Annotated in this window: 15 protein-coding genes; 7 read left to right on the top strand and 8 right to left on the bottom strand. The window is 68.2% G+C overall.

Annotation, left to right across the window (positions count from 1 at the left end):
* Window positions 1-7 precede the first annotated feature (7 nt).
* A complete protein-coding gene (locus tag G6N67_RS03215; RefSeq protein WP_036437963.1) occupies window positions 8-1,564 on the top strand; it encodes a sensor histidine kinase in 1,557 nt (518 codons plus the stop codon).
* The gene (locus G6N67_RS03220) at window positions 1,561-2,250 is read left to right on the top strand and encodes a response regulator (RefSeq protein ID WP_036437965.1); all 690 of its coding nucleotides are present in this window, start codon (window positions 1,561-1,563) and stop codon (window positions 2,248-2,250) included. Before G6N67_RS03215 ends, G6N67_RS03220 begins: the two co-directional genes overlap by 4 nt.
* A gap of 89 nt (window positions 2,251-2,339) precedes the next feature.
* On the opposite strand, the gene G6N67_RS03225 is transcribed toward G6N67_RS03220, so the two are convergent.
* Window positions 2,340-3,470, bottom strand: a complete 1,131-nt coding sequence (locus G6N67_RS03225; RefSeq protein ID WP_036438731.1) for an MmpL3/TtfA transport complex stabilizer — start codon at window positions 3,468-3,470, stop codon at window positions 2,340-2,342.
* A 421-nt stretch (window positions 3,471-3,891) separates the two neighbouring features.
* Window positions 3,892-4,761, bottom strand: a complete 870-nt coding sequence (locus G6N67_RS03230) for a peptidoglycan recognition protein family protein (RefSeq protein WP_036437967.1) — start codon at window positions 4,759-4,761, stop codon at window positions 3,892-3,894.
* A 253-nt stretch (window positions 4,762-5,014) separates the two neighbouring features.
* Here G6N67_RS03230 and G6N67_RS03235 point away from each other — a divergent pair, with 253 nt between their 5' ends.
* Window positions 5,015-5,722: a DUF3060 domain-containing protein gene (locus G6N67_RS03235; protein ID WP_163642103.1), complete on the top strand. Its 708-nt coding sequence runs from the start codon at window positions 5,015-5,017 to the stop codon at window positions 5,720-5,722.
* Between the two features lie 4 nt (window positions 5,723-5,726).
* On the opposite strand, the gene G6N67_RS03240 is transcribed toward G6N67_RS03235, so the two are convergent.
* Together G6N67_RS03240 and G6N67_RS03245 are read right to left on the bottom strand one after the other, a co-directional pair.
* Window positions 5,727-6,497, bottom strand: a complete 771-nt coding sequence (locus G6N67_RS03240) for an amino acid ABC transporter ATP-binding protein (RefSeq protein WP_036437970.1) — start codon at window positions 6,495-6,497, stop codon at window positions 5,727-5,729.
* The gene (locus tag G6N67_RS03245) at window positions 6,494-7,975 is read right to left on the bottom strand and encodes an amino acid ABC transporter substrate-binding protein/permease (RefSeq protein WP_165572181.1); all 1,482 of its coding nucleotides are present in this window, start codon (window positions 7,973-7,975) and stop codon (window positions 6,494-6,496) included. The genes G6N67_RS03240 and G6N67_RS03245 overlap by 4 nt, the downstream gene beginning before the upstream one ends.
* Before the next feature lie 279 nt (window positions 7,976-8,254).
* Between G6N67_RS03245 and G6N67_RS03250 the strand changes: the two genes are divergently transcribed.
* Together G6N67_RS03250 and G6N67_RS03255 are read left to right on the top strand one after the other, a co-directional pair.
* A complete protein-coding gene (locus G6N67_RS03250; RefSeq protein ID WP_036437975.1) occupies window positions 8,255-8,560 on the top strand; it encodes a hypothetical protein in 306 nt (101 codons plus the stop codon).
* Window positions 8,561-8,632: 72 nt separating this feature from the next.
* On the top strand, window positions 8,633-9,499 hold the full coding sequence (locus G6N67_RS03255; RefSeq protein WP_036437977.1) for an LLM class F420-dependent oxidoreductase: 867 nt from the start codon (window positions 8,633-8,635) through the stop codon (window positions 9,497-9,499).
* 22 nt (window positions 9,500-9,521) lie between these two features.
* Here the strand turns inward: G6N67_RS03255 and G6N67_RS03260 are convergent, their stop codons facing one another.
* Genes G6N67_RS03260 through G6N67_RS03270 form a run of 3 tightly spaced genes read right to left on the bottom strand, consistent with a single transcriptional unit; the run spans window position 9,522 to window position 12,672 of the window.
* Entirely contained in the window at window positions 9,522-9,977 is a 456-nt protein-coding gene (locus G6N67_RS03260; protein WP_131524795.1) for a hypothetical protein, read from the bottom strand.
* Window positions 9,978-10,012: 35 nt separating this feature from the next.
* Window positions 10,013-10,753 (bottom strand): glutamate racemase, encoded by a 741-nt coding sequence (locus G6N67_RS03265; RefSeq protein WP_036437982.1) that lies wholly within the window; start codon window positions 10,751-10,753, stop codon window positions 10,013-10,015.
* Window positions 10,753-12,672 carry a methyltransferase domain-containing protein gene (locus G6N67_RS03270; RefSeq protein ID WP_051579058.1) on the bottom strand — a complete coding sequence of 640 codons (1,920 nt, stop codon included), beginning with the start codon at window positions 12,670-12,672 and terminating at the stop codon, window positions 10,753-10,755. Before G6N67_RS03270 ends, G6N67_RS03265 begins: the two co-directional genes overlap by 1 nt.
* Window positions 12,673-12,812: 140 nt before the next feature.
* Between G6N67_RS03270 and G6N67_RS03275 the strand changes: the two genes are divergently transcribed.
* Together G6N67_RS03275 and G6N67_RS03280 are read left to right on the top strand one after the other, a co-directional pair.
* Window positions 12,813-13,925, top strand: a complete 1,113-nt coding sequence (locus G6N67_RS03275) for a BTAD domain-containing putative transcriptional regulator (protein WP_036437984.1) — start codon at window positions 12,813-12,815, stop codon at window positions 13,923-13,925.
* Window positions 13,925-14,791, top strand: a complete 867-nt coding sequence (locus tag G6N67_RS03280) for a serine hydrolase (protein ID WP_051579059.1) — start codon at window positions 13,925-13,927, stop codon at window positions 14,789-14,791. The genes G6N67_RS03275 and G6N67_RS03280 overlap by 1 nt, the downstream gene beginning before the upstream one ends.
* 9 nt (window positions 14,792-14,800) lie before the next feature.
* On the opposite strand, the gene G6N67_RS03285 is transcribed toward G6N67_RS03280, so the two are convergent.
* On the bottom strand, window positions 14,801-16,123 hold the full coding sequence (locus G6N67_RS03285; RefSeq protein ID WP_235749325.1) for a serine/threonine-protein kinase: 1,323 nt from the start codon (window positions 16,121-16,123) through the stop codon (window positions 14,801-14,803).
* Between the last annotated feature and the right edge of the window lie 232 nt (window positions 16,124-16,355).

Consider the following 16,355-nt stretch of genomic DNA (forward strand, 5'->3'; position numbering starts at 1 on the left):
GTGGCACATGCCTGCAGGCCGCTCGCGACGGTCATGGACCCTGGCCGGCCAGGCGATCGCGCTGCAGATCGTCGTGGTCGCGGTGGTCGTGCTCGCGGGGTCTGCGCTGGCACTGCTCGACGCGCGGCGCGACGGTGACGCCGCGGCGCGCCAGCAGGTGGTGGGGATCGCGACCGCGCTGGCCGATTCTCCGTCGACCGCGGCGGCGATCCAGTCGGGCGACGCCACACAGGTGCTGCAGCCCGTCACAGAGGCGGTCCGCAAGACCACCGACATCGCGTTCATCACGATCATGGCGCCCGACGGCATCCGCTTCACCCACACCGACCCGAGCCAGATCGGTGGGCACTACCTCGGGACGGTCGAGCCCGCGCTGCGCGGCGAGACGTTCAGCGAGGTGTACACCGGCACACTGGGCCCGTCGGTGCGCGCGGTCGCGCCGGTGCGGGCCGCCGACGGACGCATCGTCGGGCTGGTGTCGGCGGGCATCACCCAGCAGACGCTCGCCGAACGCTGGCGCGCCCAGTTCCCCGTCATCGCCGCGGTAACCGCTGCCGCACTGGCCATTTCGATGGTCGGCGTGTGGGCCATCCGGCGCCGGTTGCTGCGGCAGACCCGCGGGCTGCGCCCCGACGAGCTGAGGGTTATGTACGACCACCACGACGCGATCCTGCATTCGGTGTCCGAGGGTCTGATCGTGCTCGACCGCACGGGTGTCGCGGTCGCCAACGACGAGGCCCGCCGGCTGCTCGGGTTGCCGTCCGGCCCGGTGCGCCGCGACCAGTTGCCGGACTTCCTGCAGACCCGCGCGCCGGGGGCCCGCGACGAGCTGCATGTCACCGACGAGCGCGTGCTTGTGGTCAATCGATCCCGCGTCGCGGGCTCGGATTCGGAAGTGGTCACGATCCGCGACCGCACCGAATTGCAGGGCGCCCTGGGTGAACTCAGCTCGCTGCAGGTGCTGACCGACTCACTGCGCGCGCAGGCTCACGAGTCGGCCAACAAGCTGCACACCGTGATCACCATGGTCGAGATGGGCCGCACCGACGAGGCGGTCCGGTTCGCCACGAGCGATCTGGAACTGTCCCAGCGTCTCGTGGACCGGCTCTCGCAGGCGGTCAACGAGCCGGCACTGGTGGCGCTGCTGCTCGGCAAGACCGCGCAGGCCGACGAGCGCGGGATCGCGTTGACCGTCACCGAGGACACCCATCTGCCCACCGAGACGGTGCTGTCGGGGCAGGAGATGGTCACGGTGCTGGGTAATCTCATCGACAATGCGATGGATGCGTGCGACCGCGACGACCCGTGGATCGAGGTCACGGTGAGCCAGGACGACACCACGCTGCTCATCCGGGTCGCCGACAGCGGCGCCGGCATGGATGCGCAGACGTTCGAAAAGGCCATGCAGCGCGGGTATTCGACCAAGGCGGGCGACACCGCGGGCCACGGCCTGGGTCTGGCGTTGGTGGCCCAGGTGATCAAGAAGCACGGGGGCACGCTGAGTGCGGACGTGACCTACGGTTCGGTGGTGACCGCGACGGTCCCGGTCGGGCAGCCGCGATGATCAACGTGTTGATCGTCGAAGACGATCCGCTGATCGCGGAGGCGCACCGCACCTATCTCGGTCGGCTGGAAGGCTTTTCGTTGACCGCGGTCGCACACACGGCGCGTGACGCGATGCGGGCGGCGGCCGAGGCCGCGGCGTCCGAACAGCCCGTGGATCTGGTGCTGCTCGACATCGGTCTGCCCGACGCAAGCGGAATCACCCTGGCCTCCGGACTGTCCGGGCTGCGTCCCGCGCCCGACATCATCGCGATCACGTCGGAACGCGATCTGGAGATGGTCCGCGCGGCCGTCGCGCACGGTGCACTGGCGTATCTGCTCAAACCGTTCACGTTCGCGGCGTTCCGGGACCGCTTGGAGCGCTACCGCCGCTACCGCGAGGCCCTGCCCGCCGGTACCGACGCCGCGAGTCAGGCCGAGGTCGATCGTGCGTTGGCCGAATTGCGCGTTGCCGCAGAGAAATCCGCTGCGCCCAAGGGCGCGGCTCCGCAGACCACCGACGAGATCGCCCGCGCGGTGCGCGACTGCGCGGGCGGTCTCACGGCCGACGAGGTCGCCGCGCAAGTGGGGGTGTCACGCGTGACGGCGTGGCGGTACCTTGAGCGGCTCGCCGAAGACGGCACCGTCACGCGCAGCACGGAATACGGCAAAGCCGGGCGTCCCCGCACGCGCTACCAGTGGCGTTGAAGGGCACGCATCTCACCTGCCGAGCAGACGCAAAAGTACCCGGGAAAGCGCATTCCAGGGTACCCGCGTGTCTGTTCGGCGAGGGTTGGCTAGACGCCGACCGGCTCCAGCATGGGCATAGGAGCCTGGGCCAGCTCGGGCGCGACGAACTGCGAGTACAGCCCGGGCAGCGCGGCCGCCGCGGTTTCGAAGACGTTGACGTGCCCCGTGTAGTCGGCGATGTAGATCCGGCCGCCGTCACGCCGGACGGCCACAGCCGCGGGCTGCGCATTGACGTCGACACTGCCGAGAATCTCGTTGGTGAGCGTGCACAGCACGGACACGCGGTCGTAGTCGACGATGTAGGCGCGGGTCGCGTCCGGGCTGAGCACCAGCTGCGTCGGCGCGCCGCCGACCTCGACCGCGCCGATCACGGTGCCGGCAGCAAGATCGACGATGTGCACCACGCCGCGCCGTTCGCGGTCCGAGGTCAGCACGTAAGCAATGCCGTCGCCGCCCAGCGCCAGGTCGCGGATCGGCGCACCGATCCACACGGTCGCCTCGATCTGTGCGGTCTCGGCGTTGACGGCGATCAGCCGGCTGCCGCGGGCGTCGGCGGTGGCGGCGTAGACGCGCTTGCCGGTGGCGTCGACGCGCAGGGCATCGAGGTTGACGCCCGCGCCCGTGGCGATGTCGATGGTGCCGACGCGTTCGGCGGTGGTGTCGATGACCGCGATGTCGATGCGGTCCTGGCCGCTGCGCCCGGCGAACACTCGCTTGCCGTCAGGGCTCACGGTGAGGGCTGTGACGCTCAGCGCGAGCGGGTACTCGGCGAGGACCGTACCGGTGATGGTGTCCACCTCGACGATCGCGTCGTGGCCCGCCGCGGCGGTGCTCACATACGCCCGGTCGTTGGCAACGGCCACGGCGAAGGGCTCGCCGCCGAGCCGGACGGAGCCGACCACGCCGAGGGTCTCCGGGTTGATCACCGTGATGCAGTCGGCACCGGTGTTGGTGACGACAACCGTGTCGCGGTCGGCATCGACCACGATGTCGCCGATCGGGCCGCGGCCCACTGCCACGAGGCCGGCCACGTCGAAGTCGTCGAGCGCACCGTCAAAGGTGACGCTGCCGGCGGCAGCGTCCACGGGAGCGGCGTCACGACGGACAACGCTGCTGAGCGCGCGCAGGAAGTTCTTTGCCAGAGGCATTGGGCTGGTCATCGGCACCTCCGCCGGCATGGCGTTCACCGGCTCTAGATTCCAGGTCATATGCACCGGGTGGCGCACAGGTTGTAACGAGTCTAGCGACGAAAATGCGGTCTCCAGAACGCCTTCTCAGCGAACCAGCGATAGCCACCTACGAACTCTCAGGAAGCACTTAGGAAATTCTTCGTTATCGAGTCGTTATTTTTTGGTAGCAATACGTTACAGGCAGTTTACCTGCAGCTATACAGACGGCAGCAAGCCGGTTGGATCGTTTGCCCGCACGCGTTGCCACTATCGATTCTTACCATTCCTGGCTAAAGTGAGCGATAAATCACATCGCGACACGCCAGCAAACTTTCCAGCGCGTCAGCACTTTCAGTGCAAGCCTACCGCGAGACTGCTGTTACGGCTGTGAACGATGAGCCGGATGACGATGTTTGTTCGCTGCGCCCATTCAGGGCGTCGCCTCGGGGGCGGGAATGAGCCTCAACCGCAGGGCCGCGGCGGTGGCAGGCCCGACGATGCCGTCGACCTTGAGCCCACGGGTGCGGCGCTGAAACTCCTTGACCGCGGCCTCGGTTTGCGGGCCGAAGATGCCGTCGACCTCGAGGTCACCGGCGTATTCGGCATAGGCCGTCTTGAGCCTCCGCTGCAACTCGGCCACCTGGGGGCCCTCCATCGGCCGGTGCAGCAGCACGTCGGCATACTCCCCCACCGGCACCGGCGGACGCGGCGTCGGCGCGGGATCGGTGACCGCACCGATGCGCTCGGCGATGTCGTGCCGCAGGATGTTCATGTCGATGGCCCCCGGATCCCACTTGCCCTGAGCCCGGCCGGCATATTCCTTGTGCCCGATGGTGCGTTCGGACGTCTGCGCCAGCCGCCGGTTGATCGCGGCGGCGCACCGCACCAACGCGAAATACTGTGCGTCCGGCCAATTCTGGCGGTGCGGAGCGGTAGGGCTGGTGCCGCTGTTGGCACATTCGATGCCGATCAGGTGCCAGTTGCCCATGTTGGTCGGCACCCACGGATACATGCCCACCCCGGCGTGCCAGGCCACCCCGACCGCGACGATGGTGACCGTGCCGTCGCGCGCGATGTGCAACTGCGACAACGGACCGGGAAGATCGGGACGGCCGTTGGCGATCGACGCGGCCGTCGCGGTGTCCGATCCGGTGTGGTGCACCATCACGCCCCGGATGTCCTTGAAGTCTCCATGCCCGCGGGTGCGCCAGCCGGGATACTCGACGAGATCGACGCCCTCAGCACGGAGCACATCGGCGAGCCAGACCGGGTCACCGGTCCATGGTCCGGGCACTGGCACTGGGACTCCTTTCGCGCGCAGCAAACGACCTTCACCATCGAGACTACGCTCGGCCACCGACATCGCGACTGACCCGAAACGGCCGCGAGATTACTTACCGAGCAATTGCTTTGCTCCCACGGCCGGCCACCGCCCGCGATCCCGCGCTTCGGCCGGGCCCGGTGTAGCCGCCCGGGCCGACAGCAAACCAGATGACCGCACATCACCCGCAGTTCGGCTCCGCGGGGACCGGCGGATGTGCGAGCATCTGCGCATGGACCCGAGCGACGACCCCGAGCAGCGCATCCGAGAACTGGAACGCCCGCTCGCGGAGCGCGCGTCGGAACTGGGCACCGGCCAGTACACCACCGCTGCCAACCCGCCCCCGACCCAGCCGTGGACGCACGCGAACTATCCGCCGCCGCCCCCGGGCCCACCTGCCCCGTGGCCCGGATACGTCGACCCGTATCCGCCCGCACCCCGGCCGCGCGGCGGCGCCGGTGCGGGCGTCCTGTTCTTGCTCGGGGTCGTGATCTTCTTCGTGGTTGCCGGTGGCGTGACGGCCTATCTGATGTTCAGCGGTTCGGGCCGCGACACCGGCGGAGGCGGCAGCACCGCCGGTCAGACCACGTCGCGCTCGAAGATCACCATCACGGCGCCGCAACCGGTGCCGTCGCCGAGCCCGACCCAGCCACCGCAGGCGAGCACGGCCGCGCCGGGTGAGACCGTCATCGTGTCGGGCATCAACGAGCACAAGACCATCGAGTGCAACGGCAACGCCGTGACGGTCAGCGGCATCGAGAACACCGTCGAGATCACGGGTCACTGCAGCACAATCGGCGTGTCCGGGATCCAGAACACCATCACGGCCGAGTCGGCGGACTCGATCGGCGTCTCGGGCTTCGAGAACCACGTCACCTACCGGTCGGGCACCCCGGAAGTCGCCAACTCGGGTCAGGACAACATCGTCGAGCAGGGCTGACCGCTCACAGCACCTTCGACAGAAACTCCTGCAGCCGTGGGTGTTTGGGCGTGTCGAAGATCGCGGCGGGCGTGTCGTCCTCGACGATGTTGCCGTCGCACATGAAGATCACCCGCGATGCGACCTCCCGCGCGAAGCCCATCTCATGCGTGACGACGACCATCGTCATGCCCTCGGCGGCCAACTCCCGCAACACTTCCAGCACATCGCCGACCATTTCCGGGTCGAGCGCGCTGGTGGCCTCGTCGAACAGCATGATGGACGGGCTCATCGCCAGCGCCCGCGCGATCGCCACACGCTGCTTCTGCCCGCCGGACAACGTCGACGGTTTGACGTTCGCCTTCTCCGCCAACCCGACCTGAGCCAGCAGGTCCATCGCACGCTTCTCGGCGGTGGCCTTGTCCATCTTCTTGGTCAGAAGTGGTGCCAGCGTGACGTTGTCGATGACGGTCATGTGCGGGAACAGGTTGAAGTGCTGGAACACCATGCCGATGTGCTGACGGACCTTGTCGAGGTCGACCTTCCGGTCGGTCAGGTCGAATCCGTCGACCACGACCTTGCCCCCCGTGATGTCTTCCAGCTTGTTGAGGCATCGCAGGAAGGTCGATTTGCCGGACCCGGACGGTCCGATCACACAGACCACCTCGCCTTGGCTGATGGTGGTGTCGATGCCGTCGAGCACCACGAGGTCACCGAACGACTTCTTGAGTCCCTCGATGCGGATCTTGACGGTGCCTTCGGGCTCGGCGGCCGCTTCCTCCGGAACCAGGGTCATTTCGCAATCCTCTTTTCGAGCCGGTCAGAGAGCTTGGTGAGCGCCATGATCACGATGAAGTAGATGATGCCGATGATCAGCCACATGGTGAACGACTGGTAGTTGCGCGCGATGATGAGCCGACCGGTCTGGGTCAGCTCGGCGATGCCGATCACCGAAAGGATCGACGTGTCCTTCAGTGTGATGACGAACTGGTTGACGTAGGACGGGATCATGGTCCGGACCGCTTGCGGCAGAATCACTTTTCGCATCGTCGGCAGGTACCCGATGCCGAGGCTGCGGGATGCCTCCATCTGCCCCTTGTCGACCGACTGGATGCCGCCACGGACGATCTCGGTCATGTACGCGCCCGCGTTGAGGGACAGCGTGATGATGCCGGCCGTCAGCGCCGTCATCTGGAATCCCAGCGCCGACGGGATGCCGAAGTAGATGAAGAAGGCCTGCACCAGAAGCGGTGTGCCGCGGAAGATGTCGACGTAGGTGGTGCCGATCGCACGAAGCCACACCGACCGGGACACCCGGAAGAGCCCGAAGATGGTGCCGAGCACCAACGCGATCGCGATCGAGACGACGGTCAGGATCACCGTCATCTTCAGGCCTTCCATCAACACCGGGAAGGTGCTCTTGAGCAGGCCGAGGAACGAGTTGTCGGCATCCGATGCGCCCTCGCCGAGATAGCTCTCGATGATCTCGTCGTAGCGTCCGGCGTCCTTGAGGTTTTTCAGGCCCGTGTTGAATTTGGCCAGCAGCTCGGGGTTCTGGCCCTTGTTGACCGCGAAGCCGTAGCTGGAGCCCTGTTCCTTGGGCGTGACGGTCTTGAATCCGTTGCCCTGCTGGATGCCGTAGGCCAGCACCGGGTAATCCTCGAAGACCGCGACGGAGTTACCGGTCTTGACTTCCTCGAACATCGATGCCGAGTCGGCGAAAGACACCACGTCGAAGCCGTACTTGCCCTTGATGGACTCGGCGAATTCCGCACCCTCGGTGCCGTTCTTGACCGCGACCTTCTTGCCCTTGAGGTCCGCGTACGACTTGATCTCGTCGTCGTCTTTCAGCACGGCCATCTGGACACCCGACTCGAAATACGGGTCGGAGAAGTCGAAAACCTTCTTGCGCGCATCGGTGATCGACATGCCTGCGATGACTCCGTCGGCCTGGTTGGCCTGCACGGCCTGAAGTGCGGCGTCGAACCCGAGCGGCTTGATGGTGACGTTGAAACCCTGGTCCTTCGCGATCTCCCGGATCAGGTCCATGTCGATACCGACGAAATTGCCCTGGGCGTCCTGGAATTCGAACGGTGCGAACGTCGTGTCGGTCGCGATGACATACGTTTCGCCGTCGGCCGACGCGGTGGCCGGCACCAGCATCGCCGCAGCGAGCAGGCCGATGAGGAGAGCCCCGAGCGCCGCGAGCACGCGACCGGGTGGGTGTGATCTCGACCGTCGGCGGTGAACGCGTGGTGACCAACCGGCTCGCATGTTGCCACTCCCATCGTGACGGCGGTGCAGGACGACTCACCGTATCGTCACCGAGCGCCCCGATGGTGCTATTCGATCCAGTTCACGGTCGCGGCGCGACTGGCTGCGCGCGGTCGAGCCGGACGGCTTTGAGCATGTTCCGACTGGTCGCGGCCCTACCGGCGATCTCCAGCCGATCTCCACACAACCTTCATGCGCCACGCCTCGGCCCGCGACACCATCGAATGACATCGAAGAACGCCGGCACACCAACGGCTCATCCAGTCAAGGGGTTTCATCATGAAGAACACCATCACCGCGGCACTGGCGGGTGGAGCTGTCACCGTCGGCGCGGTCCTGGCGCTGGCCGCTCCGGCCCAGGCCGAGTCGGCGCTGCTGACCATCGGTCAGCTCGAGGCCCAGGGCTTCGATGTGCGCGTCGACCGCGTCGGCAGTGCACCGCTGGATCAATGCCAGGTCACCAGCATCCGCAATCCGCGGGAGCAAACCCGGGTCGTGCGGATCGACGGTCCCGGGGGCCGCGACCGCCTGGTGCCGGTCGTGGTCAAGCGCACCGTCACGGTGTCGCTGGACTGCTCGCGGTGACGGGTGGGTGGGGAATCAACACCCGCATCGTGATGTCATACGTCCTGACGGTTTGAACCGAAAGGGCATTGCATGCGCATCGGAGTGGTGTTTCCGCAGACCGAACTCGGTGGCGATCCCGGCGCAGTTCGCGCCTACGCGCAGCGGGTGGAAGAACTCGGCTACACGCACATCCTGGCCTACGACCACGTCGTCGGCGCCGATCCCACGGTGCACAGCGGCTGGAACGGCCCGTACGACATCGACACCACGTTCCACGAGCCGCTGGTGATGTTCGGCTATGTCGCGGCCGTCACCACCCACGTGGAGCTGGTGACCGGGGTGATCATCCTGCCCCAGCGGCAGACCACCCTGGTGGCCAAACAATCCGCCGAGGTCGACCTGCTCAGCGGTGGCCGGTTGCGGCTGGGCGTCGGGATCGGTTGGAATGCGGTCGAATATGAGGCGCTCGGCGAGGATTTCAGCAACCGCGGCAAACGCTCGGCAGAACAGATCGAACTGCTGCGCAAGCTGTGGACCGAGCGGTCGGTGACCTTCGCCGGTGACCATCACAGCGTCACCGGCGCGGGACTGGCGCCGCTTCCGGTGCAGCGCCCCATCCCGGTGTGGATCGGCTCGGCGTCAGAGGCCGGCTACCGGCGCGCGGGCCGCCTGGCCGACGGCTGGTTTCCCATGATGGCACCCGGACCTCAGCTCGACGCGGCTCGCGCGGTCGTCGAGAAGGCAGCCGTCGACGTCGGCCGGGATCCCGCCGAGATCGGCATGGAGGGCCGGGCCAACTGGCGCGGCGATGTCGACGCCGTCTTCGGTGAGATCACCGCGTGGGCGGACGCGGGCGCCTCACACCTGGCGATCAACACCATGGGCGCAGGACTGCGCACGGTCGACGACCATCTGGCGGCCCTGACCGAGGTGGCCACGGTCCTGACCAAGCCGTGAGCAGTCGGGCCGCATCGCTGGTTCAGCCGAGCTCGTAGGACTCGCGCGATACCCGGAAGTAGTGCCCGGTGCGGGCATCCGTGCAGGTGACGCCCGAGGGTTCGGTGCCGCATGTGATCGTGCCCGCGATGTAGCTCCGGCCGTAGTCGAGACTGGCCGGGGCGTCGGGGCCGTCGAAGAAGACTTGTCCGATGTTCGAACCCAGGCACGGCCGGTCCCCCTCGGCGAGCTGCAGATCCGCGCCGGGTTTACCGGTGGTTCCCGGGACCGACGCGAGCTCACAGCTTCCGGTTGCCGGTGTCGGCCAGACGTGCTCACGCACCTTGCAGACCGCGTAAGCCGGTCCGGAGCTGTCCATGGTGCAGGCGATGTTCCCTGTCGGAGAAAGGAATTGGTAGTGATCGTTGCCTGCGTGGGCGACGGCCGCCGATGACAGCGCGGTGGCGACGGACAGTGCCGCGATGAATGTGGTCCTCATGGCACCGAGCTTGCGATCGCCTTCTTGCAGGATTCTCAACGCGCGGACGCGGTCAGCTCGACGCCCCAGGCCGTGGCAGCGCCGCGGCGCATCGCATCCGGGTCACCCGTGGTGACGTAGACCCGCTCGGCCGGCGGGCCCGTGCGAGCCGACGGGTGGCGCGCGGCCACGGCGGCGGCCAGCCGGTCGGCCGGGTCGATCAGCGTGACGCCCGGCAGCGCGGCCGCGAACCACTCGGCGGCCGCCGGGTAATGCGTGCAGGCCAGCACCAGGGCCTGCGTTGCGCGCAGCGGTGCGACGATTCGGGCCAGGTCGGCACGGAATGGCGCCGACCCGACACGGCCGGCCTCGATATGGGCGGACAACGGCTGCGCCACCCGGGACAGTACGCGCCTGCCTGGCCTGGCGAGCCCGCGCCGATAGTGACCGCTCGCGATCGTGCGCCGTCCGGCCACGACACCGACGGGCCCGGTGAGCTCGTCGGGCACCGAGGAGATGCCGTGGTCGATGATGCCCTCGACGGGCAGGGCCGCCGAGCCCAGCCGGTCTGTCACGGTGCTGGCCGCGTTGCAGGCGAGCACCACCTCGGTGGCGCCGAGCCCGGCCAGCGCCTCGATCACCGAGGAGAGCCGGGCGGACAACTCAGCCGTGCGCATTCGGCCATATGGGGTGGCGCCGGCGTCGGACCAGTAGAGCACCGGCAGGCCGGGTGCCGAGCGGTCGAGGGCCTGCACCACGCCGATTCCGCCGATGCCCCAGTCGATGACGCCGAGCATCACGGGTAGGTGAGCGGTGCCGTGGTCCCCTTGGCCAGGGGACCGGAATCGAAGGCCACGACGCGCTGTGACGGGGTCGCGGTCAGCAGGTCCAGCCGCGTGCCCGGGAAGCGACTCGCGAAGTACCACCGGTACTCGTGCTCGGCGCGAATCGGGTTGTACCGCCGCATCTCCTGCCAGTCCGGGTGGGTGGTCAGGGCGGCCAGGTCGGCATCGAACTGCGGTCGGGCCCGGCGCACCCTGACGTGCGCAGCCGCCGTTCGGGCCAGGACACCCACCTCGCGGAAACGCACGGGATGCTCGACCATGTCGACCACCCAGAGCCGCCCACCGGGAACCAGGACGCGCCGGATCTCGGCCATGATCGGATCCCAGTCGAGGTACCGGAAGGACAGGAACGAGATCACCACGTCGACGTGGTCGTCGGGCACGTCGAGGGCGGGGCCATCGACCGACATGAACCGCAACCGCGAACGGTCCGGGTTGTGGGCGCGCGCCCGGTCCAGCATCGGTGTCGACGTGTCGACGCCGATCCCGAAATCGATGACACCTTCCTCGTCGAGGGCGCGCAGCAATGCCCCGGTCCCGCAGCCGATCTCCAGCACCCGCAGCGCGCGGCCCAGCTCGGCCCCGGCATGCGCGGCCCGGTCGGACACCCACTGCCATTCGGCTGCGCGGACCCTGATGTCGGCATAGGCGCGGTCGTAGAGCGCGGCCACGGGGTCATATGTCCCGGCCGGCTTTCCGGGCGCCGGCATGCTGCGCACGAGCGGCGCGGCAGGGCTGCCCAGGTATTTGCGGACCGAACCTGCCCAGCCGTGCGACTTCCGGCCCGGTGTGTCGATCAGATAGAGATCCCGCCGGGCCGCCGGCCGGCGCCCGGCCCACGAGAACCGGTCTCGTCGGGCCGACACCGTGGTGTAGTTGCGGTTGCCGGACGTGGGCACCCCGAAGACGTCGGCGAAGAACGGTGCGAACCAGCGGGCGGTGCGGCACGCGTGGAAATAGGCCGCGCCGTCGGCGGCGAACGGGATTGTCAGCGTTCGCCATTCATGCGGTGAGAACTGCTCGGGCCAGCCGGTCGAACCGAACATCGGCCCGTACATGCCGGAATGGCTGATGAGGTGCAATTGGCTGATGACGCGGCCGGTGTCGGCAAGCCGGGTGAGTTCGGCGGTGAAGTCGGCCTTGTGGTGCAGGCCGGAGACGATCACCTCGGCATCGGGGTGCGCCGCGGCCAGTTCGCGGGCCATGGTGGCCGCGGCGACCGCGAACTCCGCGGAGCCGCCGCGGTAGTGCGTGGTGTGCGCGACCCAGATCACCGGTGCACCTTGCGATTCAGGTGCGATACGCGCAAAAGGGACGCGGGGGTGCACCCCCTCCGGGATCCAGGCCCCGTAGTTTCCCACCAGCTCGAGCGCCTCACTTCGGTCGAGGTCGAACACCCGCATGCTGGTGGCGGGCGGGCTGTACAGATGCAGGGTAAGGCCGCCGTCCGCGGCGCCCATGTCGTGGATCACGTCGCTCGTGATCGACATCGCGGTCCCGGTGCACCTGGTGGCGTTCTCGGCAACGGTCAATTGCGCACTGTCCCACGCGAATCGGCGTTCGTCGAACTCGCCGTCCAGCACTATGACGAAGCCGCCGGCACCGCCGTGGTCATGCGGCGCGCAGCGGTCCCCCGGCCGCCATCGCGCGAGCATGATCTCGACGTCGTCGTCGACCCGCAGGATCGTGCGCGAATATGGTTCACCGTCGTTGGGTGGTGGCGCTGCCGCGTCGAGCACCGCCCGCACGTGTGCGACTCGGGTCAGCAGATCGTGGTCCGGCAGCTCACCGCGTATCGCGACACCGGCCAGGGTGTCGAACAGCGGCGCCAGCTCGGACAGTCCGGTTGACGAATGCGAGAGTGTGGTCATTTCGGTGCCCTTCCCTGGTGCCAGTGCCACCAGGTTGGGACGAGCGTCTTGCAGGATTCTCAATGAGTTCTTGCGGCACCTCGAGGGTCCGTCACAATGGGATCGGCGGCGGATACTCCGAGGATGGGAAAGGGTCGGCGATGGCGGCAGCCCACTTCGGGTTCGGTCTGCTCGGGCCGCTGCTGCTCACCGTCGACGCAAAACCTGCCCCGCTGGGTACCCCCAAGCAACGCGCGGTGCTGGCGGTGCTGCTGATGAACCGCAATCGCGTCGTCGGCACCGAGTCACTGATCGACGCGGTGTGGGATCAGGCGCCGGTGCCGGCAGCCCGGGCCACGATCCACACCCATGTGTCCAACCTGCGACGCTTGCTGGGCACCGCGCTGGCCAGTGTCCCGCCGGGATACCGGCTCGACGTCGGTGAAGGCGCGTGCGATCTGGACCGGTTCACGGCCGCGAAGACGGCGGGTTTGCACGCCGCGGCGGCGGGCCGGTTCGAGGTGGCCGCCACGAAGTTGTCGGCAGCCCTGGCCGAATGGCGCGGGCCGGTCCTCGAAGACTTGCGGGACTTCGCGTTCGCCGCGGCCTTCGCGGCCGCGCTGACCGAAGAACAGGTGCTCGCTGCGACGTCGCGCGCCGAGGCCGAGATCGCCTGTGGCCGCGCGGCCGGAGTGATCGGCGATCTCGAACTGCTGGCGTCCCAACATCCCTACCGCGAGCCCGTGTGGGCCCAATTGATCACGGCCTACTATGTCGCCGAGCGCCAGTCCGATGCGCTCGACGCCTATCGGCGGCTCAAGGCAACGCTGGCCGATGATCTCGGCATCGATCCCGGGCCCACCCTCACCACACTGCATGGACGCATCCTGCGCCAGGAACGCCTCGACATCCGTCGGGCCGCGATGGCGACCGCGGCCCACACCGTGAGCACCGGGCGCCGGACGGCCGAAAGTGGTTCCGCGGTAGCGGTATTGCGCGATTCGTCGGGGCGCAGGTATCCGCTACTGCCCGCCGCCACTCGCATCGGGCGCCTACCCGACAACGACATCGTGCTCGACGACGCCGACGTCAGCCGCCACCACGCGGTGATCATCGATACCGGGAGCAGTTTCATGATCACCGATCTGCGATCGGCCAACGGCGTCGAGGTGCGCCACCAACGGTTGCGGCCCAGCGCGACGCTCGACCACGGTGACCACATCCGGATCTGCGGCCACGAGTTCACCTTCGAGCTGTCCGACACCGCACCGTGATGCCGTGGGCGGCCCAGAGCCACCGGGTGTGGCTGATCACCGCCGCGGTGCTGTTCGGCGTGATGATGCTGGCCGGCGGGGTGATGGTCGGGCGGCAGCTGAGACACCAACCGACACCGCCCGCCGCGCAGCCGGCCGTCGTCCCCACAGACCGCCTCGTCGCCGACTTCGCCGCGCTGCAAGCGAGACTGCAGGTGGCCGGCGGGGTGGCGTTCGGCCCGGTCGGCACCGGTCGGCAGCCGATGGTGTTGGGCGACTGGCAGACTGGACCGGCGTGGTCGACCATCAAGATCCCGCTGGTCATCGCGGCATTGCGCCAGGAGCATCCGCCGGCGGTGACGCCCGCCATGTCCGCGACCATCACCGCGTCGGACAACGATGCCGCCGAGTCGATTTGGGCGAGCCTGGGCGAGCCGGCCGCGGCCGCGCAGAAGGTCGAAGCCGTGCTGCGGGAATACGGTGACCCGACCATTGTGCAATCCCACCGGGTGCGCCCCGAGTACAGCGCGTCCGGCCAGACCGACTGGCCGCTGGCCGACCAGGTCCGGTTCACCGCGGCCGCGGTGTGCGACAACGCCAATGCGCCGGTGTTCGACTTGATGAGACACGTTGAGGCCGACCAGAAGTGGGGCCTCGGCAGCATGCCCGACAGCCGGTTCAAGGGCGGCTGGGGCCCGGCGCCCAACGGGAGGTACCTGGTTCGTCAACTCGGAGTCATCGCCACGCCGAACGGCCTGACCGCGGTCGCACTCGCGGCGTTGCCCGCATCGGGCACGTTCGACGACGGCACCGCGGCACTCAGCGCGATGGCGGCGTGGCTCACGTCGCACCTCGACACGCTGCCTGCCGGCCGCTGCGCGGGCTGACGAGGCCGGTCACCACAGGTAGACGCGCGCGTTCTTGCCGCCGGTGCACGTGATCCAGCCCTCGTCGGGCAGCTGGCGGCAGTGCAGGAGGAAGTTCGATCCGTCGCACAGCGCTCCCGGCACCCTGCTGCAGTCGACCGCGCCGGGCGCCGAAACGGCGCGCGGCAACGGGCTCGCGTTGCCGTACGCGGCCCAGTACGACGTGAGCACGCTGTCGGTGAAAACACATGACGTTTCAGGGGATCCGCGCCCCGCGCGGCTGCCGAACCCGCCGGCAGTGCTCACGGTGAAGCCGTCATCGCAGGACTGGTGCAGGCTGCTCTGATCGGGCCCGGTCACCAGAGGCGGGCGACCACCCGCCGCCGGGCGGGGCGGCTCGGTCGTCGACGCGGCCGGCCCGGCGACCGGATCGTCCTGCACGAGTATGCCGATGACCACGCCGATGCCGCCGAGGATCAGCGCCGCGGCGACGGCGATCACCGACGGCAGCAGCCAGCCCCTGTCGCGTCGCGGAGTGTCCGGCGCGGGCGCGGGCGACACCTCGGTCACCGGATGCACAGCCGTCGCGGTGTCTGCCCCCGTCTGCAAAGCCCGGTGCGCCGCGCGCGCCAGACCGCCCGCGGTTCCGTACCGGTCGTCGGGATCCTTGGCCATACCGCGCGCGATGACGTCGTCGAGTGCGGCGGGCACATCGGGATTGGCTGCGCTCGGCCGCGGCGGCGGGGTCGCGAGGTGCGCGGCGAACAGGCTCTCCAGGCTGCCGGTCTCGAACGGCGTTTCCCCGGTGAGGGTTTCGTACAGGACACACGCCAACGAATAGGTGTCGACGGCAGAGGTGACCTGCTGGCCGCTGAACCGTTCGGGCGCCATGTAATTCATGGTGCCGATCCGGCTGCCCGCCGTGGTCAGCTTCGCATCTCCCTTGGTCTCCGCGATCCCGAAGTCGACGAGGTAGGCGAAATCGGCAGGCGTGACGATGATGTTCTGCGGCTTGATGTCGCGGTGTATCAGCCCCTCGGCGTGCGCGGCATCCAGTGCGGCGGCGATCTGGCCGACGATGCCCACAGCGCGCGCCGGTGTGAGCGGGCCGTCCTCGATCAACTCGGCGAGCGTCCGGCCCTGCACCAGCCGCATGTCGATGTAGAGGTTGCCGTCGATCTCACCCCAGTCGTGGATCGGAATGACGTGGGGTTCCTGAAGGATTGCCGCGGCGTGGGATTCCCGCTGAAACCGGGTCCGGAACGTGGTGTCGTGCGAGTAGGCGTCGGCGAGGATCTTCAGCGCGACCGTGCGGTTCTTCTCGGTGTCGAACGCCTCGTACACCTCCCCCATCCCACCCTTGCCGAGCAGGCGGGTGATGGTGTATTTGCCGAACGTCGAACCGACGCGCGAGTCCACTGCCGCTCTCCCTGATCTCTCGGGTTACTCAGGCAGTATCGCCGCCGCAGTGCGGTCGTGCAGTTGTTTCCCGCGTCCCAGCCAGGGCAGGCACATCCCAGGGCGGGCCGCCCGGCCGGACGCGCTCTCGCGTAGATGGTGACCTCGACAGATGTGGCTCCCTTCC

The sequence above is a fragment of the Mycolicibacterium mageritense genome (assembly GCF_010727475.1).
In the GTDB taxonomy this organism is placed as follows: Bacteria; Actinomycetota; Actinomycetes; order Mycobacteriales; family Mycobacteriaceae; genus Mycobacterium; species Mycobacterium mageritense.